The sequence below is a fragment of the Xanthomonas arboricola genome, assembly GCF_003353015.1.
Lineage (GTDB): Bacteria > Pseudomonadota > Gammaproteobacteria > Xanthomonadales > Xanthomonadaceae > Xanthomonas > Xanthomonas arboricola_E.
This window is the reverse complement of record NZ_QREM01000008.1, coordinates 465,672-489,716: the sequence shown is the minus strand read 5'-3', so window position 1 is coordinate 489,716 and position 24,045 is coordinate 465,672. Positions and strand designations below refer to the sequence as shown.

General features: G+C 59.1%; 25 protein-coding genes and 1 other RNA gene. 14 read left to right on the top strand and 12 right to left on the bottom strand.

Translation table 11 applies throughout. The features are described from left to right. Positions 1–18: 18 nt before the first annotated feature. Positions 19–1,068 (bottom strand): glycosyltransferase family 9 protein, encoded by a 1,050-nt coding sequence (locus tag C0541_RS10110; RefSeq protein ID WP_115048033.1) that lies wholly within the window; start codon positions 1,066–1,068, stop codon positions 19–21. Between the two features lie 20 nt (positions 1,069–1,088). Here C0541_RS10110 and C0541_RS10105 point away from each other — a divergent pair, with 20 nt between their 5' ends. From C0541_RS10105 to C0541_RS10080, 6 genes are all read left to right on the top strand, one after another. Then, positions 1,089–1,838 (top strand): 3-deoxy-D-manno-octulosonic acid kinase, encoded by a 750-nt coding sequence (locus C0541_RS10105; RefSeq protein ID WP_115048031.1) that lies wholly within the window; start codon positions 1,089–1,091, stop codon positions 1,836–1,838. After that, complete coding sequence (locus C0541_RS10100) at positions 1,838–2,587, top strand: MBL fold metallo-hydrolase (RefSeq protein ID WP_115048030.1); 750 nt, start codon at positions 1,838–1,840, stop codon at positions 2,585–2,587. The genes C0541_RS10105 and C0541_RS10100 overlap by 1 nt, the downstream gene beginning before the upstream one ends. Next, positions 2,587–3,618 (top strand): GTP 3',8-cyclase MoaA, encoded by a 1,032-nt coding sequence (gene moaA / locus C0541_RS10095; RefSeq protein ID WP_115048028.1) that lies wholly within the window; start codon positions 2,587–2,589, stop codon positions 3,616–3,618. The genes C0541_RS10100 and moaA overlap by 1 nt, the downstream gene beginning before the upstream one ends. 75 nt (positions 3,619–3,693) lie before the next feature. Then, the gene (moaC, locus tag C0541_RS10090) at positions 3,694–4,191 is read left to right on the top strand and encodes a cyclic pyranopterin monophosphate synthase MoaC (protein ID WP_115048026.1); all 498 of its coding nucleotides are present in this window, start codon (positions 3,694–3,696) and stop codon (positions 4,189–4,191) included. Continuing rightward, on the top strand, positions 4,188–4,433 hold the full coding sequence (locus C0541_RS10085; protein ID WP_104582320.1) for a MoaD/ThiS family protein: 246 nt from the start codon (positions 4,188–4,190) through the stop codon (positions 4,431–4,433). Before moaC ends, C0541_RS10085 begins: the two co-directional genes overlap by 4 nt. Next, positions 4,430–4,879 (top strand): molybdenum cofactor biosynthesis protein MoaE, encoded by a 450-nt coding sequence (locus tag C0541_RS10080; protein ID WP_115048024.1) that lies wholly within the window; start codon positions 4,430–4,432, stop codon positions 4,877–4,879. The genes C0541_RS10085 and C0541_RS10080 overlap by 4 nt, the downstream gene beginning before the upstream one ends. Positions 4,880–4,928: 49 nt before the next feature. Here C0541_RS10080 and ffs read toward each other — a convergent pair. Then, positions 4,929–5,025: signal recognition particle sRNA small type (ffs, locus tag C0541_RS10075), an RNA gene on the bottom strand. A gap of 323 nt (positions 5,026–5,348) precedes the next feature. Here ffs and C0541_RS10070 point away from each other — a divergent pair. Continuing rightward, positions 5,349–7,064, top strand: a complete 1,716-nt coding sequence (locus C0541_RS10070; RefSeq protein ID WP_115048208.1) for an Eco57I restriction-modification methylase domain-containing protein — start codon at positions 5,349–5,351, stop codon at positions 7,062–7,064. Positions 7,065–7,074: 10 nt separating this feature from the next. Next, the gene (locus C0541_RS10065; protein WP_115048022.1) at positions 7,075–7,821 is read left to right on the top strand and encodes a PaeR7I family type II restriction endonuclease; all 747 of its coding nucleotides are present in this window, start codon (positions 7,075–7,077) and stop codon (positions 7,819–7,821) included. A gap of 62 nt (positions 7,822–7,883) precedes the next feature. Here the strand turns inward: C0541_RS10065 and C0541_RS10060 are convergent, their stop codons facing one another. The 5 genes from C0541_RS10060 to C0541_RS10040 form a co-directional block, all read right to left on the bottom strand. Continuing rightward, positions 7,884–8,522: a Fic family protein gene (locus C0541_RS10060; protein ID WP_115048020.1), complete on the bottom strand. Its 639-nt coding sequence runs from the start codon at positions 8,520–8,522 to the stop codon at positions 7,884–7,886. After that, positions 8,515–8,772 carry an antitoxin VbhA family protein gene (locus C0541_RS10055; RefSeq protein ID WP_115048018.1) on the bottom strand — a complete coding sequence of 86 codons (258 nt, stop codon included), beginning with the start codon at positions 8,770–8,772 and terminating at the stop codon, positions 8,515–8,517. The genes C0541_RS10060 and C0541_RS10055 overlap by 8 nt, the downstream gene beginning before the upstream one ends. Before the next feature lie 169 nt (positions 8,773–8,941). Continuing rightward, the gene (locus C0541_RS10050; protein WP_115048016.1) at positions 8,942–9,322 is read right to left on the bottom strand and encodes a hypothetical protein; all 381 of its coding nucleotides are present in this window, start codon (positions 9,320–9,322) and stop codon (positions 8,942–8,944) included. A 96-nt stretch (positions 9,323–9,418) separates the two neighbouring features. Beyond that, positions 9,419–9,733, bottom strand: a complete 315-nt coding sequence (locus tag C0541_RS10045) for a hypothetical protein (protein ID WP_115048014.1) — start codon at positions 9,731–9,733, stop codon at positions 9,419–9,421. Between the two features lie 38 nt (positions 9,734–9,771). Beyond that, complete coding sequence (locus C0541_RS10040; protein WP_115048206.1) at positions 9,772–10,533, bottom strand: hypothetical protein; 762 nt, start codon at positions 10,531–10,533, stop codon at positions 9,772–9,774. Positions 10,534–10,575: 42 nt separating this feature from the next. Between C0541_RS10040 and C0541_RS10035 the strand changes: the two genes are divergently transcribed. After that, positions 10,576–10,995, top strand: coding sequence for a helix-turn-helix domain-containing protein (locus tag C0541_RS10035; RefSeq protein WP_338016133.1), 420 nt, complete (start codon positions 10,576–10,578; stop codon positions 10,993–10,995). A gap of 39 nt (positions 10,996–11,034) precedes the next feature. On the opposite strand, the gene C0541_RS10030 is transcribed toward C0541_RS10035, so the two are convergent. The 4 genes from C0541_RS10030 to C0541_RS10015 all read right to left on the bottom strand — a co-directional run bounded on the left by C0541_RS10030 (position 11,035) and on the right by C0541_RS10015 (position 16,242). Then, entirely contained in the window at positions 11,035–12,375 is a 1,341-nt protein-coding gene (locus C0541_RS10030) for an ATP-dependent nuclease (RefSeq protein WP_115048012.1), read from the bottom strand. Beyond that, on the bottom strand, positions 12,372–13,328 hold the full coding sequence (locus C0541_RS10025) for a reverse transcriptase domain-containing protein (RefSeq protein WP_115048010.1): 957 nt from the start codon (positions 13,326–13,328) through the stop codon (positions 12,372–12,374). The genes C0541_RS10030 and C0541_RS10025 overlap by 4 nt, the downstream gene beginning before the upstream one ends. 216 nt (positions 13,329–13,544) lie before the next feature. Continuing rightward, positions 13,545–14,945, bottom strand: a complete 1,401-nt coding sequence (locus C0541_RS10020) for a site-specific integrase (RefSeq protein ID WP_115048008.1) — start codon at positions 14,943–14,945, stop codon at positions 13,545–13,547. 535 nt (positions 14,946–15,480) lie between these two features. Continuing rightward, a complete protein-coding gene (locus C0541_RS10015) occupies positions 15,481–16,242 on the bottom strand; it encodes a DUF4145 domain-containing protein (RefSeq protein ID WP_115048006.1) in 762 nt (253 codons plus the stop codon). A gap of 365 nt (positions 16,243–16,607) precedes the next feature. Between C0541_RS10015 and C0541_RS10010 the strand changes: the two genes are divergently transcribed. The 4 genes from C0541_RS10010 (at position 16,608) to herA (ending at position 21,877) form a co-directional block, all read left to right on the top strand. Further along, positions 16,608–17,330, top strand: coding sequence for a hypothetical protein (locus C0541_RS10010; protein ID WP_115048203.1), 723 nt, complete (start codon positions 16,608–16,610; stop codon positions 17,328–17,330). Next, entirely contained in the window at positions 17,323–18,735 is a 1,413-nt protein-coding gene (locus C0541_RS21680; RefSeq protein ID WP_115048004.1) for an XVIPCD domain-containing protein, read from the top strand. Before C0541_RS10010 ends, C0541_RS21680 begins: the two co-directional genes overlap by 8 nt. A gap of 80 nt (positions 18,736–18,815) precedes the next feature. Continuing rightward, positions 18,816–20,114, top strand: coding sequence for an SIR2 family anti-phage-associated protein (locus tag C0541_RS10000; RefSeq protein ID WP_115048002.1), 1,299 nt, complete (start codon positions 18,816–18,818; stop codon positions 20,112–20,114). Beyond that, positions 20,111–21,877: an anti-phage-associated helicase HerA gene (gene herA / locus C0541_RS09995; protein ID WP_104605737.1), complete on the top strand. Its 1,767-nt coding sequence runs from the start codon at positions 20,111–20,113 to the stop codon at positions 21,875–21,877. Before C0541_RS10000 ends, herA begins: the two co-directional genes overlap by 4 nt. Here the strand turns inward: herA and C0541_RS09990 are convergent. Further along, the gene (locus tag C0541_RS09990; protein WP_115048000.1) at positions 21,874–22,170 is read right to left on the bottom strand and encodes a hypothetical protein; all 297 of its coding nucleotides are present in this window, start codon (positions 22,168–22,170) and stop codon (positions 21,874–21,876) included. The genes herA and C0541_RS09990 overlap by 4 nt on opposite strands. Before the next feature lie 266 nt (positions 22,171–22,436). Here C0541_RS09990 and C0541_RS09985 point away from each other — a divergent pair, with 266 nt between their 5' ends. After that, entirely contained in the window at positions 22,437–24,032 is a 1,596-nt protein-coding gene (locus C0541_RS09985; RefSeq protein WP_115047998.1) for a MobA/MobL family protein, read from the top strand. Positions 24,033–24,045 lie beyond the last annotated feature (13 nt).

The following is a 24,045-nucleotide window of genomic DNA, read 5'->3' as shown; positions in this document are numbered from 1 at the left end:
ACGATCCGTCGCCGGCCTTCAGCGCGGATGGTCACCACGATAACGCTCGAATGCGGCGATCGCATCGTCCACGGTGATCAGTGCCATCACCTCGTCGAACTCGATCTTGGTGCCCCATTTCAGCTGGTCGGCCGGCTTGCCCAGGTATTTGCGGGCGGCGGCGTCGTAGCGGTCCACGCAATAGCGCACGTCCGAATACGGGCCGCTGCGCAGTGGATTGCTGGCCGCATGCAGGCCCAGCACCTTGGTGCCCATCGCGTTGGCGATGTGCATCGGCCCGGAATCGGGAGTGACCACCAGATCGGCGCGGGCCAGCAGGGCGGGGAGCTGCTTGAGCGTGTCCTTGCCGATCAGGTCCAGCACCGGCGCGCGCGTGGCCGCGACGATGGCATCGGCGGTGCTGCGTTCCAGCTCACTGCGGCCACCGCACAGCACGACCCGCCAGCCCTGGGCTGCTGCATGGTCGGCCAGCGCGGCATGCCGGTCGGGATACCAGTTGCGGCGTGCGTGGCTGGAGCACGGCGAAATCATCAGTACCGGGCGGCCGTCGTCGTCCCACTGTGCGCGTGCCCAGTGATGGGCCTCGTCGGGAACCGGCAGGTCCCAGCGCACCTGGTGCTGGGTCAGGCCGAGCGGCTGGGCGAAGCTGCCGATGGCGTCGAGCACGTGGATGCCGGGGCGGTCGGCGATACGCTCGTTGACGAACAGGCCGTGCAGGTCCTTGGAGCGGCTGCGGTCATAGCCGATCCGCCGCCGCGCCGGCACGAAGGCCGACAGCACATTCGCGCGCAAGGCCACCTGCATCTGCAGCAGCGCATCGAAGCGACCCAAGGGCGCCAGCGACTGGCGTAGCGCGCGCATGCCGGCCACGCCGGTGCGCTTGTCGTAGGCGTGGAACTGCACGCCGGGCAGGCCGTCGAGCAATTTCAAGCCGGCCTTGTCGATGATCCAATGCAGCTGGCTTGCCGGAAATCCCGCCTGCAAGGTGCGCACCAGCGGCACCACGTGGGTGACGTCACCCAGGGCGGACAGGCGCAGCAGGCATAACGAAGCGGGCGTAGAAGCCATGGTGTTGTTAGACTCGATGGATGGTTGCTTTCGACGCCACTGAAGCGCTGACGCCGTACCGCGAAGGCCGCGGCTATGGCGCCATTCTGTTCGACCGCGAACGGCTGCGGCAAGCCGATGCCGGGCTGTTTTCGCCGCAACGCTGGGGCGACAGGGCGCGGCCGGTCGACGAGGGCGGGCGGGGTGGGGCCTGGTTCGTGGATGCGCCGTTCGGTCACAGCGTGCTGCGGCAGTACCTGCGCGGCGGCATGGCCGCACGCGTGAGCCGCGATCGCTATGTGTGGAAGGGCGCGGCGCGCACCCGCAGTTTTGCCGAGTTCCGGCTGTTGCGCGAACTGCTCAGGCGCAAGTTGCCGGTGCCGCGTCCGTTGGCGGCCTGCTATCTGCGCGAGGGGCTGAGCTACCGGGCTGCGTTGTTGATGGAGCGCCTGGAGAACATGCGCTCGCTCGCAGATCATGCGCAGGTCGCCGGGCGCGGCGCGCCGTGGGAAGAGACCGGGCGGTTGATTGCGCGCTTTCATCGCGCCGGCCTGGATCATGCCGACCTCAACGCGCACAACATCCTGTTCGATGCCGGCGGGCATGGCTGGCTGATCGATTTCGACCGCGGCGTATTGCGCATTCCGGCCACGCGCTGGCGCGAACGCAATCTCAAGCGCCTGCATCGCTCGCTGCTGAAGTTGCGCGGCAACCGCAGCCGCGAAGAGGTCGACAAGGATTACCAGCGCCTGCATCGCGCTTACGAACTGGCCTGGGGCCGGGGCTACTGATGCACTGGGCGTTGCGTGTGCAGGGGGTCGGCAATGCGTCGGCGGTCGCGCTTGGTTCGCCGATGGCCACCATCGAGCGCGCCGGCGCGCCGTGGCTGACCATCGACTGCGGCAGCGAAGGGCTCACCGCTTATCAGGCCCATTACGGTCATCTGCCGCAGGCAGTGTTCATCACCCACGTGCATCTGGACCACGTCGGCGGGCTGGAGCGACTGTTCGTGGACAGCTATTTCTCCGAACGCCGTGGGCGCACACGCCTGTACGTGCCGGCGCCGGTGGTGCCGTTGCTGCAGCGGCGGATCGCCGACTACCCGAATGTGCTGGCCGAGGGCGGTGCGAATTTCTGGGACGCGTTCCAGCTGGTACCGGTCGGCGAGGCGTTCTGGCACGACGGGGTACGGCTGGAGGTGTTCCCGGCGCGCCACCACTGGCCGGAGACCGCCTACGGGCTGCGGTTGCAGGGGGCCCTGGTCTGGAGCGGCGACACCCGGCCGATCCCGGAGATCCTGGCCCGCTACGCCGATGACGGCGAGCTCATCGCGCATGACTGCGGCGTTCACGGCAACCCGTCGCATACTGGGGTGGACGATTTGGAGCGGGAATACCCGCAGGACCTGTTGAGCCGCATGCTGCTGTACCACTACGCCAGCGACGCCGACGGCGACGTGCTACGCGCACGCGGCCATCGCGTGGCCGTGCCCGGCCAACATCTGCCGCTGGCGGAGCCGACTGCCGCCATGGTGCGCTGATGGCGGCCTTGCTGCTGCCGAACCTGACCGCCGCGCCGATGCAGGACCGCTATGGCCGGCCGCTGCGCGACCTGCGCCTGTCGGTCATCGAGGCGTGCAACTTCCGTTGCGGCTACTGCATGCCGGCCGACCGCGTGCCCGACGATTACGGATTCGATGCACGGCAGCGCCTGAGTTTCGATCAGCTGGAAACGCTGGTGCGTGCCTTCGTCGCGGTTGGCGTCACCAAGGTACGCCTGACCGGTGGCGAGCCGCTGCTGCGCCGCGATCTTCCCGGCCTGGTTGCGCGCCTGACCACGATCGAGGGTATCGAGGATCTGGCGCTCACCACCAATGGCACCTTGCTCGCGCGGCAGGCGGTGGCGCTGCGCCAGGCCGGGTTGCGCCGCATCACCGTGAGCATGGACGCCCTGGAGCCGGAGCTGTTCAGGCGCATGAGTGGCAACCGCGGCGAGATTGCGCAGGTGCTCGCCGGTATCGCCGCCGCCGGGCAGGCCGGCTTCCAGCGCCTGAAGATCAACTGCGTGGTGCAGCGCGGCGTCAACGAAGATCAGGTGCTGCCGCTGGTGGAGCACTTCCGTGGCAGCGGCCACGTGCTGCGCTTCATCGAGTTCATGGATGTGGGCAGCTGCAATGGCTGGACGGCCGATGCGGTGGTGACCTCCGCGCAACTGCACGCGCGTATCCACGCGCGCTGGCCGCTGGTGCCGCTGGATGCCAATTACACCGGCGAAGTGGCGCAGCGGCATGCATTTGCCGATGGCGCGGGCGAGGTGGGTTTTGTCAGTTCGGTCAGCGTGCCGTTCTGCGGCGATTGCCAGCGTGCACGCGTGTCGGCCGACGGGCAGTTGTATACCTGCCTGTTCGCCAGCCAGGGACATGACCTCAAGCCGGCCCTGGCCGAGGGCGAGCATGGACTGTCCGAACATCTGCGCGCGCGCTGGAGCGTGCGTGGCGATCGCTATAGCGAAGTGCGTGCATCGACGCCACGGCGCGGCAAGCCGGTCGAAATGTTTTTGATCGGCGGGTAGGGAATGCGGTTCCATCGAGGCGCCGCGTTCACCGAGAATGCCGCATCCTGAGCGCCAGTCATCGTGTCGTTTCCCATGCCCGCAAACTCCCGTTCCGCACGCCTGACCCACCTGGACGCTTCCGGACTGCCCACGATGGTGGATGTCTCGGACAAGGCGGTCACTGCGCGTAGCGCCACCGCCCAGAGCCGGGTGCGTTTTCCGGCCGCTGTCGCCGCGCAGCTGCGCGCCAATGGCTTGCGCAGCGCCAAGGGCGGCATCGTGGAAACGGCGGTGATCGCCGGCACCATGGCGGTCAAGCGCACCCACGAGTTGATTCCGTTCTGCCATCCATTGCCGATCGATGCGTGCCGCTTCGAGATCGACTGGGCGGGCGGGCAGGTGCTGGACATCCACTGCACGGTGCGCTGCGTGCATCGCACCGGCGTGGAAATGGAAGCGCTCACCGGTGCCAGCGTGGCCGCCTTGACGGTCTATGACATGTGCAAGGCCTTGTCGCACGGCATGAGCATCGGCCCGACCAGGTTGGTGTCCAAGCGCGGCGGCAAGCGCGATATCGGAGCAAGCCAATGAGCGCCACGGTGACGGTGCTGTATTTCGCCAGCCTGCGTGAGGCCGCGGGCATTGCCAGCGAGCAGGTGCAATCGGCGGCGCAGGACCTGCGCGCGCTGTATGCCGAACTCGAGACGCGTCACGGCCTGCGCTGGACGCCGGCACAGCTGCGCGTGGCGGTGGATGGCGCGTTCGCGCGCTGGGAGGATGGCGTGCGCGATGGCAGTGAAATTGTGTTTATTCCGCCGGTGTCGGGAGGTTGAACGTGAGCGAGCAGACGACCGCCCTCTTTGCGCTGTCCGACGTGCCATTGCCGGTCGACAGCTTGCGCGCCGCGCTGGAGCACCCGCACGCCGGCGCGTTCGCCAGTTTCGAAGGCTGGGTGCGCAACCACAACGAAGGCCGCAGCGTGGCCGGGCTGCGCTATGAAGCCTACGCCGCGCTTGCCCAGGCCGAAGGCCAGCGCGTGCTCGACGAGGCGATGCGCCGGTTCGCCATCGTCAACGCCTACTGCGTGCACCGTGTGGGCGAGCTGCGCATCGGCGACATGGCGGTGTGGGTCGGCGTCAGCGCAGCGCATCGCGGCGCGGCATTCGATGCCTGTCGCTTCATCATCGACGAGGTCAAGGCACGCGTGCCGATCTGGAAGCACGAGCATTATCTGGAAGGCGACGCGGGCTGGCTGCATCCGGAATCGCAGGCGCAGTAGACGCTTGCAACTCAAGCGCTGCGGGGAACCCGGGGAGTTGGGGGTGGTGTCCCCGCCGGTTGACCTCGGCGCCCGCATCAATCGATACCGTTGCTGCCTTCCGGCCCTGGCGGGATTTTCAATCTAGCGTCGCGAGGGACCGACGGGGCCACCATAAGACGTGGGCCACCGGCGTGGCCCTGGATCCATGCAAGCGCGCTGCAGGATCATGAAACTGGCGGAGAGAGGGGGAGGTACTGATCCCGCTCGAACGTCCTGACTCTCCTACAGCCACGCAAACCAGGAGGGTGTCCTGCTTTGTGGTCTGTCATTGTAGCTGGCTGGCGTCTGTGCCGCTAGCCTCAAAGTGGGCAGAGGTTAGCCCTCTTCTTGCGTAGGGCACCGCCAAACGACGTTGCGTGCTGGTCGCGCGTGGCGCGACCAGCTAAAGTTGTAGTGCTTCCAACGAATTAAAAATGAGTTGTCCTGCGTGAACCTTGATCTTGCAGGTGGCCATAGCGCCACTACCGACGAAAGCGAGTCTGCTAAGCAGTTCTCCAGCAGCAGTGCCGACGAGCGGGGGGCCATCTTCACGCGAGGCGAGGTGGTCGAGTTCATTTTGGACCTAGTCGGTTATACCGAAGATCAGGACCTGCACCAGACCACACTGCTCGAGCCGTCAGCCGGACACGCGGATTTCCTGCTACCAATCATTCGTCGTCTCGTTCGGTCCTACTTAGCCCATGGGGGTGACCTGAGCAAAGCTGCGCAGAAGCTGGCACCCTCCATTCGCGCCTACGAGGTGCATGAAGCTAGCCTTGAAACTGCTCGCTCTCTGGTAGTAGCTGAACTCCAGCGCTTGGGGGTCAAGAAGACTGCCGCCGACGCGTTGGGACGGAAATGGCTAGTTCGAGCCGACTTCCTCATGGCCCCTTTGCCTCACACCTTTGATTTCGTAGTAGGTAACCCACCTTACGTCCGCCAAGAGCTGATCCCTAGCGCCCTGCTCGCTCTATACCGCACGCGTTTTAAGACGCTTTATGACCGGGCTGACCTTTACATCCCCTTCTTTGAATGCTGTTTGGATGTTCTGGCGCCAGGTGGACGTTTGGGCTTCATCTGCACTGACCGGTGGACTAAAAACAAATACGGCGGTCCGCTTCGGGCTATGGTGTCTGCGCAGTTCGCCTTGACGCACTTTGTGGATTTGGTTAACACGCAGGCATTTCTCTCTGACGTTATGACTTATCCGGCTATCACTGTGATTGAGCGGCCGAAGCCAAAGGCCGAATCGCGATCTACCCGGGTTGCCTATCGTCCAGCGATCTCTGCGAAGGTGTTGGGACCACTTGCCAAGGCAATGACTGCCTCGAACTTGAACAACCATGCGGGCGCAGTCGAAATGCGTGGCGTGGTCAACGGCTCGGAGCCTTGGATCTTGCATAAAGCCGACCGCTTAGCTTTGGTGCGTCGCTTGGAGGAAACTCTGCCGACGATTGAAGAGGCCGGCTGCAAGGTGGGGATTGGTGTTGCAACAGGCAACGACGGTATCTACATTGGCAATATGAAAGATCTCGACGTTGAGCTTTCTCGCAAGCTCCCCCTGGTTCGAACGCAAGACCTACGTGGCGGAAATATTAATTGGCAGGGCAAGGGTGTTCTCAATCCATTCGAGAATAACGGGCAGGTGGTGGATCTGGCGCGCTACCCGAAATTTGCGGCATATCTCGATGCGCATGCGGTGGGCATCAAGGCACGACACGTTGCTAAGAAGAATCCAGACCGGTGGTTTCGCACAATTGATCGCATTTATCCTGAGCTTGCCAAAATTCCGAAGCTACTAATTCCCGACATCAAGGGCGATGCGCATGTTGTCTACGAGGAAGGCAAGCTTTACCCGCACCACAATCTTTACTTCATCACGGCTAGCAATTGGGATCTTCGTGCGCTTCAAGCCGTGCTGATGTCAGGAATGGCGCGGTTATTTGTGGGCACCTATTCGACTACGATGCGAGGAGATTTTTTGCGTTTCCAAGCGCAATATCTGCGTCGGATTCGCATACCTCACTGGAAAGATGTGCCAAAACCTTTGCAGAAGGCATTGCGGGAAGCTGCGGTTTCTGGGGATCGTGAAGCGGCCAATCGCGCTACTTCTAAGCTTTATGGACTGAATGAGGCCGAGCGAGCCATTATCGCGACAGCGTGAGGAAAGTGAGATGGGTTTAGATTTAGCTGATTACGACCGCTTGGCGCGGTTAGGTGTTGCGCAGTTCTGGGATGGCAGGAGCAGTGCGCTCGAAAACGATGAAGAGCGTAGCCAGGGCGGTGAGCGATCTGGTGTGCTCGGCGGTCGGAACATGGATGGTTTCTTGAGCATGATCGAAGGGCTTGTTCGAAAGAACGGTTTGCCGAATGCTGATGTTTGCGTCAAGGGGCGGCCCAATCTCACGCTGCCCGGCTACTACCGGCCAACGAAGCTCTGGGATGTTTTGGTTTTTGATGGCAAGAAGCTTGTCGTCGCTGTGGAGCTGAAAAGTCATGTTGGTCCGTCTTTCGGCAATAACTTCAACAACCGTGCAGAAGAAGCTATCGGCACTGCCCATGATCTTGTGACCGCCATTCGAGAGGGCATTCTCGGTGACCAGCTTCCCCCTTTCACTGGTTGGCTGATTCTCGTTGAGGATTGCGAAAAATCGCAAAGGGCGGTGCGGGACAATTCGCCGCATTTCCCCGTATTCCCTGAGTTCAAAGGGGTGTCATACCTAGCGCGCTATGACGTACTGTGTCGCAAGCTCATCCAAGAAGGGCTCTACACTCAGGCCACAGTTATTACATCGCCGCGCACCGCTCGTTTCGGTGGCGACTACCGTGAGCTATCCCAAACAACTAGTTTGCGCTCATTTGCGGCACGCCTAGCTGGTCATATATTGAGCTGGTCCGAGGCATGTTCACGTAACTCCTAAAGATATCCAATAATCAGAGGGATAGCGTGTGTAGGATGGGCGCGCGCGTCGACGCGATTGGCCTAGCTGGAATATATGATATGATCTAGAAGATCTTCGAGAGTCGGATTGTTTCCTAGCTGGGTAAGAGCTGTATATGCGTCTCTTTTATTATTGTCGGATCTAATATGCGGCATGGCAATTTCATTCACTGCTAAATCTCTTGCCACATAAAGTAACAAGTGATCTTTTATATTCTCCCATAATAGATCGTAGCCAGCCGTTTTTGCCAGATGTCTTGTGAATGATCGTGCCGTTCGGCTATTTCCATCGCTAAATGGATGTGAGTAATCTATCTGAGAATATAGCTTTGCCATGTTGCTGACAAATGCGCCTCTCTCTGGTATTTTTTTAAGTCTTGATGCATATTGGTTTAAATTTTTTTCTAGGTTACTTATTGCCTTTCTATCCATCGGTGAGTAGCACACTAAGAAGCTGCTACCTTTTATTTCCCGACGCTTAACCCAGTCCTGATTGCGCGGAGTGGGGTTCCTTAATTGGCCAGGATGGAAGTCAACTAGATCTTGAAAGATATGCTTGTGGAAAAGGCATAGATGTGCCAGGTCAAAATTCCCTGAGATTGGCCGTGCGGCAAGTTCTATTATCCTAACAAATGTGAGGTCAGCCTCTTTGTCTTTTGAGGTCAAGATCTCTTTAGTCACGAGCGCGCTTTATAAGTTCATCCAAATCGATCTCGCCGTTTTCATACTGAATGGCCAAATCATGCACTTTACTACTAATAACTAGGCCCTCGAGAGCAACCGAAGAGCTAGCAAATTCCACGATCTTCTTCCGCCCAGCCTTTGATGAGGCCAAGTTGTCCCGCGCAACCGTGCGAAAGGATGCATATTGCTCTTCGCGATCAATGATCTTTTCAGGAGGCGTGGCGGACACGAGGCTAAATAGTTTCATGTCTGCATTTCCTAAAATGGGCTTCTATAGCTTAGCGTGAATGCTCTTGATAGTCAATCATTTTGGTTCTTTAGGGGTTGGCTAAGTGGTGAGTCCTCCTTGCTGAGGATTGGCGGTGATCTAGTCAGAACGATGCCAGTCTCCATATGGTTCCTGAAACTGCGGCAGATTACTGAACCAGCTTGGCATATATGACTAGCAGGAATATGGGCAGTCCGCTCAGCACCGATGTGACCCAAAAAACTCCCATCACGGTCAGCGGCGTCATCACCCACCACTGGGCCCAACTGAAGCCTTGGTCGCGCTGCCAAGCCGCGTAGGCCTCCTGCGGATAAAGCCGCTCCGCTTTCCGGAGGCCCCGCCGAGCCATCAGCGGACCGACGATGAAGCCAAACGGGCCGAGCAGCAGCAGACTCAACGAGAACCACCGGAAGAACCTCGTATGGGGCGTCAGGACCTTAATGGGGGCGGCGCGCAGGGCGCCGTCCCCACGGAACCTGCCCGCAGCACCCGCCGGCGTGCCGGCCATCGGGTCAGTGTTGGTCGTCATTTCGCGTAGGCCCTCCAAGTTCCGGATTCCTTGGCNCCCCACGGAACCTGCCCGCAGCACCCGCCGGCGTGCCGGCCATCGGGTCAGTGTTGGTCGTCATTTCGCGTAGGCCCTCCAAGTTCCGGATTCCTTGGCATACCTCAAGTTCTTGCTCACGGGGATCGGCACTTGCCGGCCCTCGATGTTGAGCACGGCTTGGCCGCGGGTATCGCAGCGGTAGCCCTCGGCGCTTTCCGCTTCCACGCAACCGGTCAGTTCGAAGTTTTGGACGTCGGTGACCTGGCCGGCACCGCTCTGTTGAAGCAGCCTGACGAACGCTTCCTTGGCGTTGTCAGACGAGGGCTTGCCGCCGCAGGCGGTCAGGCCCAGGGCCATGGTCAGGACGACCAAGGCGATCCGTGCGTTTTTCATGTCGTTCCTTTACTGATAAGTGATGGCGAGAGGGCGGATCATTTGTCGCGGTTCCCGTCAGACTTGAACCCCGCGATCCACATCCGGGCGTCTTTGAACGGGGTCAGCATTCCCGAAGGGCCGGGGTGCAGGTCAGCGGTCTGGAGGAATCCCGACACCCAGGCGACGCGCAGGGCGACATCGACGGCGCGGTCAGCCACGCCGGGCCGGCTCACATTGACCACGAAGGGCTGAGCCGGAGGGTTGGGGCCCGTGGACCGCTGAGCGCCGGTGTTGGGCCTGCTGGGCAGCACGCGAATGCCGGTGAGCGTGTCCCTGCCTTTCCACAGGGCTGCGCTGTTGAGCTCCGCCGTTTCGCCCAGGTCGTCAGTCTCGGTCACCGCGGCATCAAAGCAGGTCCGGAAGGTTTCGGTGGTCGATGCGGTAGGGCTGGTCCAGATGCGGGCTTCTGCGGTCCAGCAGGGCAGGGAAGCGCCCCACTCGGTGAACGTGAGCGCCACTCGGGGCCAATCTAGGCGTCCGGCTTGGGCAGCCTGGTGGTTGTCGCCCTTGAACAGGCCGGGCAGCTTCCCGGCACCACTGACGGGCATGTAGATCGAGCCGGCTCCCTGATTGCCGGCCTTGCTGCCCGAAGTCGGCTTGAGGCCAACCATCTGCTTCCCCGAGTCGGCCAAGCTCTTTCCGAGCTGGCGGAAGAAGCCAGACTTCGGGGGCTGGGTGTCCTGGGCGTGGGTGGTGAGCGGCGCGGCGAGCGCCAACGCCAAGAGCGCAGCGAACGCTCCTTGTCCTGTGTGATTCATCGCAAACCCCTGCAATAGCGCCCGTTCGGCGTATTTGCAAATATGGCAAATGCAGCGCAGGATTGGAAGCGGCAGACTTGGGGGTCAATTCATCCTTCGTTGGTCTTCATGCCTGCTCCGCTGCCTCCCGCATACACCTTTGGCCGTCGCCTTCGTGAGGCCAGGCTTGCGCGGGGCATGAACCAAGCCGCCTTGGGGGCTGTTCTCGGGCTTGAGGAACAGAACTCGGCAGCTCCTAGGATTTCGCGCTACGAGCGAGGGGACCGCATGCCCGACAACGAAAGCATGGCGAAGCTGGCAGAAGCCTTGGAGTTGCCTGTGGCCTACTTCCACGCCGTCAGTGAGCCTATGGCCGAAGCCATCTTGGTGATGTCGAAGCTGCCTGAAGCAGCGCAGGAGGAATTGGTGCGCCGGATGCGCGACTTTGCACGAGACAGCTTGCGAGAACATGGCGGGCAATAGCTAGGCTAAAGGCCCGTCCCCAAAAAGATTCTCCTAAGCTCAACCGTGAGGGGGAGGTAACAAGTTGATTAAAATTTGCCCTATTTTCTGAAAGCCAATTTCTTGCCTTCCGATTAAATAATCGAAAATTTCCTCCTGCGTAGCGATTCCCTTATCTATTAGATATCTTTCGAAGTCTCTGTCGCTAGTAAAGTTGTCGCGCGGAGTAGTAAATGGGAATTCGGGGTCTTCACTCCTGGCGGCCCAGAGCGCTTTTTCAACGCTTTTTAGAGGGATCATGTGAATGCTCGCATGTTGGGCGTATTTCTCCTTGTATTGGTCGCCATCGAGGAACGCGACCAACTTTTCAGGAGTGGATAGGAATTTATCTAGCTCATTGCTTTCGATGAATGCTGCAACCTGAGACGCGCCTCCAATGTGAATAACTTTGTAATTTAGCAAAGTGTCTTGGCAGTATTTTTTAATCAAGTGGTGAACTAGGGCGGTGAGCTTTTTATCTTCCGTCGCGATATATCTATCATAACCTACGAATCCAAAGAGCATCAGCATTGCATGGCTGTAAGACGTGGGTTTGATTGAGACACTGTCAGACTCTGCCTCCATGTAGAAGAGTTCGTCAGCCTCTAGTTGGCGCATCAGCGCAAGAGAGTGAGTGGTGAAGAGGATCTTGCGGTCATATTCCGCGCAGAACTCGCGTAGCCAACTGGGAAGGTTTGCTTGCGCAGCTGCATCCAGGGACAAATCAATCTCGTCGATGACTAAGAGCTTTGAGGGTCCCTTGATGGTGCGAAAGAGATTGATAAGGAAGTGCTCCCCGGAGCTCAGATAATCTTCTCTGATGTATGTCCCGTCTTCCCTGACAAGCGCGTAGTAGCTCTTCCCCTTGAGCCGAACTTCGACCATTGCTGAGTAACGGTCAGTCTCATAAACCGCGTTCAAAAAGGAGATGAGTTCTTCTGGGCGATCATAGGTTCCAAAGGCAATGGCGGTCCGGATGTCCTGGTCTGCCTCGCTGGCACTTCTGAAATAGTTGAACCGGGCCCCGTATGGCATCGGAAGTTCAGCATCGACAAGTTCGCGCATTTCTTTGGAGATTTTCTCGCGACAGTCGAGAGAGCGAACAGCGCTGTTGTAGGAGAACGTCACTTGTTCGCCGTCTAGGTCGTAGACGATCCTGCTTTTCTCTGAGAACGCGTAAGGCGTTGCTGTTCGCACAAACGTATCTGAGTTGGAAAGGTTTCGGAGCGCCCTAACCAAAGTCGTCTTTCCTGCTCCGTTTCGGCCGACCAGGCACATCAGTCCGCTCTTGGAAAGATCTACGTCAAGCTGGAGGTGAGCGACGTGTTGGATAGCGTCCAGCGTCACTTGAAGGCGGCTCATTTGGCAGACCTGTGCAGGAGGCTGTCAATGACGGTGGTGCCGAACTTGCTTCTAAGCTTGTCAAGATAGGTCGGGTCTGCAGTATGAGCGTAGCTAACGAGGCCACTAAGACGTTCTAAGCCCTCTTCCATCCCTTGATTCGGAGTCTCTTCAAATATCCTCAGTAATTTCGCCCGATCTCGCAGGTAGAAGTGAATCCAGGACTCAATCCGGTTCCTAACATCGCGATCGATAGCAACATCGCCACTGGGGAGGATGACCAGTCCCAAATGCTTCACCTTACGCCCGATAGTGGTCAGTTTGCTCTTTGCAGGGTTGAGCTTAAATTCGCCGCCCATCTCAGCGGAAAGACAGTCCTCGATGACGGTGCCTGCATCCGAAAGTTTGGACCGGTCCAGGGTAGACAGCATGATGTCATCGGCATAGCGCGTATAGATCCATCCCCTATCATGACTAATCTGTGCCAATCGCTGATCGAAGGAAAGGAGACAGGCGTTGCTCAAAATAGGTGAGGTGGAGAAGCCGATAGGCAACTTGCCTTCGACCGTTAGGAGCTTGAGGATGTGCTCTAGGTGATCCTGCAGGTCGGTAACTGGCGTCTGGCTTTCCACCAAGACTTTGCGAATAAGCGGTGTCGTGATGCTGTCGAAAAACCGTTCCAGATCTGCTTGGAAGAATGCACGGCTCTTTGCGTGGGGTTCGACCGCCTGTATGAGGGATGCGCCTCTGCGGTAGGCAAAGGAGACTGAAGCGTCGACAGGTAGATGATCTAGAACAACCCGATTCAGGAAGACGTGGAAGTCCTTCAGGGTGCTGAACGGCTTGTAGATGGTGCGGCTCTTCCAGCGGACAAGGCCGTGGTTCTCTTCAGCAGAGATCGCCAGAAAATCTTCGAAACGGTATTTGCCGTGAAACATGGCATCGAACAGCTTGTGCAGCGGCTGTGGGGTCATGGATCGCGGCCTGACGTTTGAATGGGATAAATGAAAGCGTATCCGATTACCTGCCAGGACTGCACAAACGAAATGCCCGGTCGGGCGTTAGCCTGCGACCGGGCATACGTAAATAAATGAAACGCCCTAGGGACCAGACATTAGACCGGAGCTACTCCTGGTCGCTGGTATGAGAAAATGCTAGCACGGGTGGCGCGACACGTGCAAGCCCTCGCTTCAGGGGTGGAACTTGCTCGGATCAGCCAAGCACTGAGCGAACTGCCCCCGCTGGTAGCGCGGCAGCTCCACGTTGGGCTGATACAGTTCCAGTGCGCTGATCTGCTTGCTGCGCGTCGCCTGCGATCGCTTGTGTAAGTAGTGCTTGCGCAGCACTGGAACCCGTTCGCGGGGATCGGTGCTGTGGCCCGTGACCATGGCAATCTCCTTCTCGGGGACGTCGATTGCATCGAGTTCGGTGGCCAAGGTGTGGCGGAAGGCATGGAAGCCGATTCCTTTCTCGAACCCAAGGGTCTTCAGGTAGCGGCCAAAGTCCACCACGAACTGCTGGCTGTAACGCGCATTGGTTTCGCCTGTCCTGCGGTTCACACCAGCGGAAAGCAGCGGGAACAGTCGGGGATGGCCGGTGGCTTTCATGTCTTCCACGAATTCCAGGAAGCCTGCCTCCAAGAGCGGCTTGGCGATGGGGATGATGCGCATGCAGCCCGCGCCCTTCATGCTTTGCCGGCTGCGCCGCCGGCGTTTCGGGTCCGCGGCCAAGTCTTGGTCCAACGTCTTCTGGAAAGCGATGCACCACACCCCGCGTTCTTCGATGATGTCGGTCAACTTCAACTGGCAAACCTCATTTACCCGCGCGCCGGTGTAGAGGCCGATCATCGGTGCCCACCAATACTGCGGCTTCTTCGCCCAGGCCACGAAGGTGGTGGGGTCAAAGATGGCTTGAAGATCCTCATCTTCGAACAGCCGGATGGCTTTCTCTGGGTCGATAGTGTCGTCCTTCTTGATCTTCCGGAAGGCTTTCATGGGCGAAGACACGATGGCCTGTCCGTTGACCAGGTGGTTGAAGAAAGCGACGAGGAACCGGCGATGACGCTCCTCAGTGGCAGGCGCCAGCGGTGGCACGTCCTGCGCTTTCCCCAGGGCGATGGCTTCGTCGAAGGTGAGGTCCTTGAGCAGCGGATCCGATACCAGGTTCTTCGGAGCCCAACGCAGCAGCGTCCAGAGCGCTTGGATGTGGTGATAGTCCACTCGAGACGCGGAGATGTTGCCGCAGGTCAAAAGGAGCAGCTTCAAGGTGCGCTCGGTGGCCAAGACGGTCTTCGGGTCGAGCTGCCGGCGGCGCATGTCTTCCAGGTGGTCCTCGATTTCCTTGGCCAAGGGACGCGACGGCGTGCCCATAGGGAGCTGGGCGGGATAGCGTGTGTTGCTCTTAAGGCCGCTCTTTCGTCCGGTTTCGTCGAGCGCGGCGAGGATGCATTCTTGGAGATTGATGGCCGCCTCCCGGCCGCGGATGATGGCGCGGTCGATGCGGAACCGTCCGATGTGGATGCCTTCCAGATGCAGGAGGCCGAAGGGCGAGGCGATGTAATCGTTGAGTGCTGCGGAGGGGTTGCTGGTCATGGGTCACTTCCATCGAGAGATGGAAGTAGGGATAAAACAGGGCGCGAATTCGTCAATGGGGGCGATACAAAAATCTGCGCTGTCGGCGCAGTCCTTAGGTGTTGGCATATTCCCAATGGAGTGCTTCCCGGGTCCGCCAATTCGTTATCCGGCGAGAAGCCTTGTAAACCAAGGGTTTCAAGAGAATTTGTATCGATTTATCGCAGTCAATTGCGTACTGTTTGCAGTAAATAAGCTAACTAAATAAGATGTTTGAGCTGCTTAGAAAATGAATGCAGTTTAAATGTTAGGCTATCATTTGTTGGGTTAAATTGCTTATTCGAGGGGCAGCGCGCTTGGTTCGGCACTTTCCGACATCAAATATTGCAAGAGACTTATGGTGCGGTAAACGTGGAAGGTTCAATGTGAGCTTGCCGGACGCGGGACACACAACGGTCGCTCACCTCGCGCGACGCTTGAGCACCGTCGTGCCGGTGCCCACCACACGCGCAAGATGATAGGTGGGTGGGCGGAGGCATGATGGCCACGTGATTGGCTAACTGTATTGTCCTTTCGTGGAAATCAACTTTTGCCTCAGTAGCTCAATGCGCGACTTACGCTGACCGCACAATACATCTAGGGTGTATTCATAGATCTCGAAGGCGTCCAATAGCGCCTCCTGTTGAACATTTTCCCCATGCGAACCTAAGTTTCCAATCATCCTCAAGGCGGTCAGGGAAGTAGCGTGCTCAGCATTCAGTAGTTCGTAGTGAGCAATCCGCCCGTTGAGATCTAGGCGCTTTGCTTTTCCTGTGCTGCTGTTGATAGTTTCGCGAGGGACCTGAAGGAAGTCTAGAAGGAACTCAACACTGGTTCGGAGTCGATTGGCGGCTGCGCTTGTGTCTAGCCAGTAGTGCGAAGAGGCGAGTCGAATGTTATCGATCACATTCTGTGGAGCCTGAGTTGGGACGTCGATGATGAGTGGGGCTGGGAACATTGAACGTGGGCGCAGGTGAGAGAAATAAACCCACCGATCATCTTCGTCGTCGTATAACTCCACAAGTGATGTATCTCCTGTCACGACCACTACTTCACCGCAGACGACGTTGTCGCAAATGAGCTGGAGGCTAAAACGCTCGATGTCCCAACCTGGCTCCCAGTCAACATGATCTCGGTCCTTGGCAGAGTATGTTGGTTCCATGATCTTGACATCTTCCCCATCGTGTCTTGCACGCCCTTTAAAGCATTTAGGGCAAAGGAAGTTGGGGAAATGCACTCGGTCATAAGTGCCAGACCAGAGCTCACGATTAAATGCCATAGATGCTTTCCTTAGTTAGGATTATCTAATTATCTAGCCGTTACGCGAATATTTAAAAAACACACTCCTGTGGCCTATCCAGATTGCACTAAAAACCTGCTCCCGAAAAGGAATTTGCTTGCAGCCCATCGTATTGCTTCGTTCTTACCGCACTCGATCGGTGGGCAGGGATGATCCTTGCAAAGTGCGGGGTGGAGACATCTTATTCAGTGCTACCCAGCGATTGGAATGTGGCCCACGAGTGACTCGCTATACCGGGAGATATGTCACACAACCATAGGGTGTGCCCGACAAGTCTTACGTTTGACTTGCTGGGCCACTGTGCGGATAGACTGAGCCTCCCAACTCTTCGTATGAGCTGGCTTATGGACTTCAGTCGCAACGGACGCCCCCTCTCCTTTGCCTTGGCCATGACATTGGCCGCAGGGGTTTTGACTTCGGGACTGGTGGCGTGCGCTCAACCTTCGGCCTTGCCCCAGGAGACCACTGTGCCAACACCCCCAAGCCAGGCCGCGATTGAGGCCGAGCAGAACAAAGCTGCTGCGGCATCCGATATCGCGGCGGACGCGGCGGCAAAGGTCACGCCTCGGCTTGTCGAGGGAGACGACTACCCCGAGTTGCAGGCGGGTCCCGCGTTGACCGCCCCCACGCTGACCAACGCGCTGGCTCAGTTGGCGCAGGCTCTTCGCTCCCAAGCCGACACGGCTCCAGGAGCTGTTGAGCAGGCCATGGGATTGAAGTTGCCTCCTGATGGCAAGGGGCGACGCTATGGGGTCAAGGGCGCATTAGGGCAGGGTGGCTATGAGTTGGCAGTCTGGAAGCCTTACGCCAAGCACCCTGGACACTTGATAGAAGTATCGGTCAACCCGCCTGGCTCATGCGAACTCACCATGGACGCGGTGCAAGCCCCATTGCTGTCGGCGGGCTTTCGGATGACCAAGCCAGGTTTTGGTGACGACCATCGGATCATGTTCGACAAGCAGGCCGGCCAGAACCTTGGGGTCTACATCGCCGTCAAGACAGACAACCGCAACGATCCCCACTGTGTTTTGAGAGTGACCTTCGAGTTGGAGCCAATCGATGGTTGATCCACGTGTCGAGCAGCTGCTCAATGAAGTAGAGAAGCAATCCGGGTTGCCGCCTTCGGCTGCTCGGGACTTTCGCGAGGCTGTCGAAACCTCTCCATATCTTGCGTCTGCGATGGCCCAGGCCATCGAGAGCGGCAGTTTGCGTCACCTGTCGGTGTCAAACCGGCCGAACGAGGGCGGGCACTACGACGCGAGCACGGGCACGGTCAACGTCAGTGCGGATGTATTCCAGAGGACCAAGCAATCGGATCGCGTGGATTTGCTGACGGGTGTGTTGGGGCATGAGACCGGGCACGCACTGATGGCCAAGTCGGCTGAGCAATCGCGATACAAGCTTGCCTACGGCATCGATCAAGCCCTTAGAGAGGGAGCCCAATACGGTGAGCCGGTGGTGGATGTCACTCCTCTAGCCAAGGAATATCTTGCCTCGGCTCGCCGGGACGAGGGTCTGGCAGAGTTGATGAGCATGAACTCTGTGGCGAGCCGGGTGATCACGACCACCGGCGAAGTCAACCAGAAAGTTCTGCTTCGTCGGCTGGACCCCACGACTGCCTGCGTCACCAACGATCAGTTGGAGCCCGGCGTCCGGCTGGATGAGCATGGGTTGCAGCGCACGCAGGGCCGTATAGAGAGTCCCGCCGTGGAGGCGGTAGCGGAATGTCATTTTGACAAGGGTGGAAGCACCTTGGGCCACAAGGGCACCTCGGCCTATCAGGCCTACTATACGGCTTACGCCATCGGTGCTGGCGCAGACATCTGGAAGGATCGTGCGAATGTCACGGCGCAGCCGATGCCTAAGTTGGGCTACAACCTGCAGGAGCTGGGGGTGAGTGCTCAGCAAGCCGAAGATGCGGGTGTTGACCTGGGTGGGGTGGGCAAGACGTTCGGATTTGCAGACACCTCCCAGGGACAAGTGCGTCCAGTGGAGGTGCAGCAGTTAGGCGCAGGTAATAGCAATCGGCCTGAGTTGAAGGCAGAAAATGATATCCAGCCGCAGCAGATTTTGGCCGACAACGCCGCTCATCCCGACCATCAGACTTATGCCCGCATCCGTGACTGGGTCAAAGGAACTGGGAACTGGAACGACGAGGAGAGCCGCAACGTGTCGGCGTCGCTCTACAAGCAGCAGACCGAAGACCCCTTGCTGAAGCGTGTGGACCAGGTCACTGGGGGGCTGGGGAAGGACGGGGCCCACAACGTCTTCGCGGTCTACGCCCCGCATGGGATGGGAGTCGCGCCAATCTTCCATGCCCATGTCGATGGACGCGATGCCTCCCAGCAGCCGGCCCAGCAGAACCTTCAGCAGGCCGAGGTCATCAAGCAAGACCAAGTGCGTCAGCAGCAGATGGAGCAGACCCAACAGCAGACAACGCAGCAGGAGCAAGGACCGCGCATGACGATTTAGCGGGAAAGCTGGATGGAACGATATGCAAGAATTTCGATTGAAGTTGTCGGTTGGCGAAGACTCAACGAACAGGGGGCGGCATGAGCATAGTTGCGTATCGCGGCGGGAAGCAGATCACTGACGAGATAGAACTTCAGGCTTATCTCGCTTCTCTGTTGAGGTTAGAAAACGTCGGTTTATTGCTCGGAGCCGGAGCCTCATGCTCTGCCGGTGGTCAGACGATGAGGATGCTGTGGACCAGCTTTTTGCTCGGCAATAAGGCCGAGGCTGATTGGCTTCTGTCCCAGAAGTTCATCAATGACGACGAAAGGAGGTTGCTGCCCCTGCCACCTCCGCCCCTGCCACCTGGAGTTACTCCAGATCCACCCGCACTGTCCAATGCGGTCCCAGTCACAAGCCTGCCAAACTTCGAAGTCCTTCTGGATAAGCTTGAGATTGCCATCCTTGAGTGGAGAAGACAGTCAAGTCCTGAACTTACGCAGGCTGAAAAGACGAGAGCAGCGCTTTTTAGAGCTGTCGTAAGCGCTGCGAAGCTAAAGGAAGATTGGTGGAAATCGCCTCTGGGTGCCGACTTGGCCAATGAGTTGGGAGCCCATCGCTCGATTCTTCAGAAGCTAGTCGCCGCGCGCCAGCCTGGCCAGCCGGCGCCATGGGTCTTCACGACCAACTATGACTTGGCCATCGAGTGGGCAGCGGAATCGGTAGACCTTCAAGTCATCAACGGCTTCTTAGGTGTGCATAGCCGCCGCTTCTCGCCCCAAAGCTTCGACCTCGGGTTCCGCAATGCCCAAGCCAAGGGAGAGGCCCGTTTCGGCGTTTACAACATCTACTTGGCCAAGCTCCACGGGTCATTGACCTGGAAGGAAGTTGACCACAGTTTGTATGAGGTATCGGCCTCCGAGGCTTGGCGCGACATCTACAAATTTTTGGAACGCGTCGATGACACGTTGAGTTACTTGGTCCTGCCACGTGCCGCGAAATATCTCCAGACCGTGGGTTATGTCATGGGCGAACTTCTGCGACGATTCGCGGAGTTTATGGCTCGCCCGCAGACGGCTCTCATCATCAGTGGCTATGGATTCGGCGACGAGCACATCAATCGGCTCATTCGTTCCGCCTTGCTCAACCCCACGCTCCAAGTGGTCGTCTACTTGCCTGAGTTCAAGGGTGACCCAGCTGATTCAGACCTCCCGCTAACCGTGCGGAGATTGCTCGCCCTGCAAACCCCGCGCTTGACTATCGTGGGTGGCGGCAGCAGGGCCTTCACCAGTGCTTTGGCGGCCGACCTTCCTGACCCCACTATCTATGACCAGGAACTGGCGGAGTTGCGTAGAAAGTTGATGCCCGAGAAGCCCGACGTGGAGGACGATGAGCTATGAGGAGCCGGCAGGCCATCGGCTACGTTGTCCAAATCGACGGCGTGGACATCACGCTGAACCTCATGGATGTCCATCGCGGCCAGTTGGCAGCCCATGCGCACGGGGTCTCGGTTGTCACTGAAGTGGGAAGTCTTCTCGGGATTGAATCCGGCGGCCGACTATTGGTGATGAAAGTTCAGTCCTTGTCGTTTGCTGAGCCCAAAGAGGTTCATCGGTTTGGGCTCTCGGGAACATCGGTTGCTTCCGAGCCATTGCGTCATCTCACCGGTTTGGTGGTGGGTCGGCTGCGGCGTGACATGGGAAAGCTGGCTTTCGTGTCGGACTCGCTTTCCTCGCCTTCGCTAGGCGCTGAGGCCTATCCGCTCACTGACGAAGAGCTGTCTTCGATCCTGCGTAGCTCTGTAGCCTCGCCGGCAGACATTCACTTGGGGGATGACCTCCGGGGGGGCGGCCGTCTGATGGTGGACCTGGAGAGTTTGGTTTCCAGGCATGTCGCGGTGCTTGGCAGTTCAGGGCAAGGCAAGAGCTGCTTTACGGCTGCGGTGCTCCAGCAGGTCGCCAAGATGCCCAAGGCGCGGGTGGTCATCTTCGATATCAATGGCGAATACGAAGACGCTTTCCCTGCTGCCAACTATCCGCCGGGAGCCATCAAAGTCACCCGCATTGGCGGGTCAGATCCGAATAGCTACCGTATCCCTTATTACGCGTTAGGTCGCTTGGGCCTGCAACGCTTACTGTTGCCCAGCGACAAGACCCAGCGGCCCGCGTTGACGTTTGCCTTGGATCATTTGAATAAGGTCAGGTGGTTCCCTACTGGTGGGGGTGCGGGCCTGGCGGCAGATACGCAAGCTTCGCTGTTCGATGACTGTCGGAGCGACCGCGTAGTCCAGGCACAGGCGATCATCGGTGACCTGCGTGCCGGAACGCCGCCCTTAGCTGCCTCATGGCCTCCCATGCAAGCGCTCGGCCCCCTGATTGCTGACAGCCACGCCATTGCTCCAAGCAACAGGGGCCCGGAGCGCAACGCGTGGAACTACGGCAACATCGCTCCGCTTATCACGCGTATCGCTCGCTTTGTTGACGATGACATGTTCAAGGATGTGGTCAAGGTAGATGGTGGGGCAGGCTGTGGTGGCCCGCTTAGCTGGCACAACGAGGCCAGTGCAGTTGTCGAACGATTGTTCGGCGGCGACGAAGTGGATTGGCGTGTGCACATCGTTGACCTCCGTCGCGTATCGCACGACCTGACGCCATTTGTCCTAGGAGCCGTCTTGGAGCTTTACGCGTTTGAGCTCTTCAGGCGCGGACAGGAGAACAAGCGGGAAACGCTGTTGGTATTGGAGGAGGCGCACCACTATCTGCGGCAGATGGGGATAGGCGATGAGGCCGTAAACAATGCTCTGGCTTATGAGCGTCTTGCCAAGGAAGGGCGGAAGTTCGGACTGGCGCTCTGGCTTAGCACCCAACGACCGTCGGAAATATCTCCGACCGTTCTTTCCCAGTGCAATACGTGGGTGTCTTTCCGGCTGTCTTCGGAGAAGGACCTTTCTGCCATCCAGTCTGCGAGTGAATGGGCGGACAAGCGGGAAGTTCGACGAATTGCTGGTCTCGCCCGACAAAATGCCTTGGCCTTCGGTGGCAGCTTGCAGATGGCGACGCTGATTAAGGCACCAACGGCGAATCCTCTACCGCGCTCAGAAGACGGTCGCTTCAATCAATGGGTTAGTGATGATGAAGATATAGACGATGACGATATCCTTTAGATGTGCGGGTTTATGGGGTGATCAGCATTCCCCGTCGTGATTGTAGATGTCATCGCACGCCTGCTCATGTGGCTGCGCAGAGCGGCTGTTATTTCGGAGTCATCCAGCGATTCAGCCCCTACAAGGAACACGAGCTCTGCGATTCGAACGCGTCGCTTGGCTTGTTCGCGCATTTCAGCTTCCTTCTTCTTCGATTCTTGCCTTTGGTTAACTAAAAGCCGCTTCGCTTGAAGCTGAGCCAGTCGTTCCGTCGCACGTTGAATTTGGCCTTGATAGTGATGGGTGGTGGTCATGCTTTTCTCCTGTCTCGTAGAAATGAGTCAAGCAGGAAAATGGCTTGCGTCAAGTTTCGGTCGGTCTCGAATTTTTCCCGGTGCGAAAATCTAAAAGATCTGAAAGACAAGACTTGAAAGAAAGAAGCAAGAGCGCACCTAGGTGTCACATGGTGACACGTGCGCAAGGGTCTTCGCCCCTTGAACCCCAAGCGCCGAGGGCGCTTGCGAAAATCCAAAGCCGAGGCATAAACCAAGCAACCCCACTGCTTCGGAGTCGCCGCCTCATGGCCATCTACCACGCCAACGTCAAGACGTTTAGTCGCGCCAAAGGACATTCGTCCATCGCAGCGGCCGCCTATCGTGCCGGCCTGCTGCTGGAGGACGCGCTCACCGGCATGCGCCACGACTACCGCCGTCGCGACGGCGTGGTCGAAACGCACTGCATCGCTCCCGAGGACGCGCCCGATTGGGCCCTGGTCCCCGCTGAGCTCTGGCCGGCGGCGGAGGCGGCAGAGCGTCGCAAAGATTCGACGGTCGCACGGGAGTTCGAGTTCGCGTTGCCGCACGAACTCGATGACCTCCAGCGCTCCGAGCTGGCCGTGGAAGTCACCCGCGCCTTGGTCGATCGCTACGGCTTCGCGGCTCAGGCCAGCATCCACAGCCCCGGCAGCAAGGACGGCTTGAACTGGCATGTCCATGTCCTGGCAACGACGCGGCGCATGGGGCCGGACGGTCTTACGGACAAAACCAAGGAACTGGACGGCGGGCCATCGGGACGTGTCGAGGTGCAGTGGGTGCGCGAACTCATCGCCTCCACCATCAACGCCCATCTCGAAAAGGCAGCGCTTGAGATTCGGGTGGACCACCGCAGTTTGGAAGCACAGGCAAGCGACGCCCTGGCGCGTGGCGACCTGGCCGCGGCTGCCATCCTGTCCCGCGAGCCCACCAAGCACGTCGGCAAGAACGGCACCGCCCTGGCCCGGCGCGGCCAGCCTTCGGAGCGGTTCGAGGCCAACCAGCTCATCGCAAAGACCAACGAGACGACGTTTATGAAGCTGGTTGCTGCGTTCGAGCAGGAGGGGCGCGCCATGCCGGTGCCCGACGGTCACAGCCAGGCTCAGGCCGAGCGCGAGGCTCGCCGACCTTCTGATGTGCTGTCCTTGCCGCTCGGGCCTGGGACAGGGCACATCGAGGTGTCCCGCAGCATGGCGACGATTGCCCGTGGGCTAGGACTGATGGAGGCGGAGGAGGCCAAGCCGTCGCGCGAGCCACGTTCGGTCTCCGAGCTCGCGGAGGAGGCCAGCGACGAATGGGGAGTGGCTGTTCAAGCGGATCCCCGCTTGGCTCAAACGCTCCAAGCAACCCAGCGCCTGTTGCAGTGGATCAGGCAACGCGTGACTGCCTTCGCTGAGGAGGCCCGGCTACGCCCGGACCTCAACGAGCTACTGCGGCGGTTGCGGCGCTTCAAGGCAGCGACCATGAAATTCGCCCGGCGGCTATTGGCCGTGCGTCGAGCGGAGAAGCTGCACCACATGGCCGAGAACTCATGGAGCGACTTCGTTGCGAACAATCCCGAGCCCGGTCCGTCGTGGATGCAGGGGGAATGGAAGCAGCGGCGCGGGCGCCGACTCGGCACCCTCGAAGCCCGAGCCACAGAGCTGGCCGATGCAAGGGCCAGGGTGACCCCGGAGGAACAAGCCCTCTGCGAGAGAGAGGCGTCGGCCAGCGCGGCGCACCTCGAGGCCTGGAGCCGGGACATGCTCCAGCGCTATCCCCTCCAGCTCGACATGGCGCCCAAGCCGGATAGGACCCGTCCAAGCCCTGCCGTCGACGCACCTCCTGTGCCTGTCTACGTTCCCAAACCGCCGCGCTTCCACTGAAACCAAAAAGCCC

What these genes read in the sequence shown, in the direction of transcription:
- C0541_RS10110 (WP_115048033.1), bottom strand. Translation starts at nt 1,068, where the DNA reads ATGGCTTCTACGCCCGCTTCGTTATGCCTGCTGCGCCTGTCCGCCCTG.
- C0541_RS10105 (WP_115048031.1), top strand. Translation starts at nt 1,089, where the DNA reads ATGGTTGCTTTCGACGCCACTGAAGCGCTGACGCCGTACCGCGAAGGC.
- C0541_RS10100 (WP_115048030.1), top strand. Translation starts at nt 1,838, where the DNA reads ATGCACTGGGCGTTGCGTGTGCAGGGGGTCGGCAATGCGTCGGCGGTC.
- moaA (WP_115048028.1), top strand. Translation starts at nt 2,587, where the DNA reads ATGGCGGCCTTGCTGCTGCCGAACCTGACCGCCGCGCCGATGCAGGAC.
- moaC (WP_115048026.1), top strand. Translation starts at nt 3,694, where the DNA reads ATGCCCGCAAACTCCCGTTCCGCACGCCTGACCCACCTGGACGCTTCC.
- C0541_RS10085 (WP_104582320.1), top strand. Translation starts at nt 4,188, where the DNA reads ATGAGCGCCACGGTGACGGTGCTGTATTTCGCCAGCCTGCGTGAGGCC.
- C0541_RS10065 (WP_115048022.1), top strand. Translation starts at nt 7,075, where the DNA reads ATGGGTTTAGATTTAGCTGATTACGACCGCTTGGCGCGGTTAGGTGTT.
- C0541_RS10055 (WP_115048018.1), bottom strand. Translation starts at nt 8,772, where the DNA reads ATGAAACTATTTAGCCTCGTGTCCGCCACGCCTCCTGAAAAGATCATT.
- C0541_RS10050 (WP_115048016.1), bottom strand. Translation starts at nt 9,322, where the DNA reads ATGACGACCAACACTGACCCGATGGCCGGCACGCCGGCGGGTGCTGCG.
- C0541_RS10045 (WP_115048014.1), bottom strand. Translation starts at nt 9,733, where the DNA reads ATGAAAAACGCACGGATCGCCTTGGTCGTCCTGACCATGGCCCTGGGC.
- C0541_RS10040 (WP_115048206.1), bottom strand. Translation starts at nt 10,533, where the DNA reads ATGAATCACACAGGACAAGGAGCGTTCGCTGCGCTCTTGGCGTTGGCG.
- C0541_RS10035 (WP_338016133.1), top strand. Translation starts at nt 10,576, where the DNA reads ATGGCAAATGCAGCGCAGGATTGGAAGCGGCAGACTTGGGGGTCAATT.
- C0541_RS10030 (WP_115048012.1), bottom strand. Translation starts at nt 12,375, where the DNA reads ATGAGCCGCCTTCAAGTGACGCTGGACGCTATCCAACACGTCGCTCAC.
- C0541_RS10025 (WP_115048010.1), bottom strand. Translation starts at nt 13,328, where the DNA reads ATGACCCCACAGCCGCTGCACAAGCTGTTCGATGCCATGTTTCACGGC.
- C0541_RS10020 (WP_115048008.1), bottom strand. Translation starts at nt 14,945, where the DNA reads ATGACCAGCAACCCCTCCGCAGCACTCAACGATTACATCGCCTCGCCC.
- C0541_RS10015 (WP_115048006.1), bottom strand. Translation starts at nt 16,242, where the DNA reads ATGGCATTTAATCGTGAGCTCTGGTCTGGCACTTATGACCGAGTGCAT.
- C0541_RS10010 (WP_115048203.1), top strand. Translation starts at nt 16,608, where the DNA reads ATGGACTTCAGTCGCAACGGACGCCCCCTCTCCTTTGCCTTGGCCATG.
- C0541_RS21680 (WP_115048004.1), top strand. Translation starts at nt 17,323, where the DNA reads ATGGTTGATCCACGTGTCGAGCAGCTGCTCAATGAAGTAGAGAAGCAA.
- C0541_RS10000 (WP_115048002.1), top strand. Translation starts at nt 18,816, where the DNA reads ATGAGCATAGTTGCGTATCGCGGCGGGAAGCAGATCACTGACGAGATA.
- herA (WP_104605737.1), top strand. Translation starts at nt 20,111, where the DNA reads ATGAGGAGCCGGCAGGCCATCGGCTACGTTGTCCAAATCGACGGCGTG.
- C0541_RS09990 (WP_115048000.1), bottom strand. Translation starts at nt 22,170, where the DNA reads ATGACCACCACCCATCACTATCAAGGCCAAATTCAACGTGCGACGGAA.
- C0541_RS09985 (WP_115047998.1), top strand. Translation starts at nt 22,437, where the DNA reads ATGGCCATCTACCACGCCAACGTCAAGACGTTTAGTCGCGCCAAAGGA.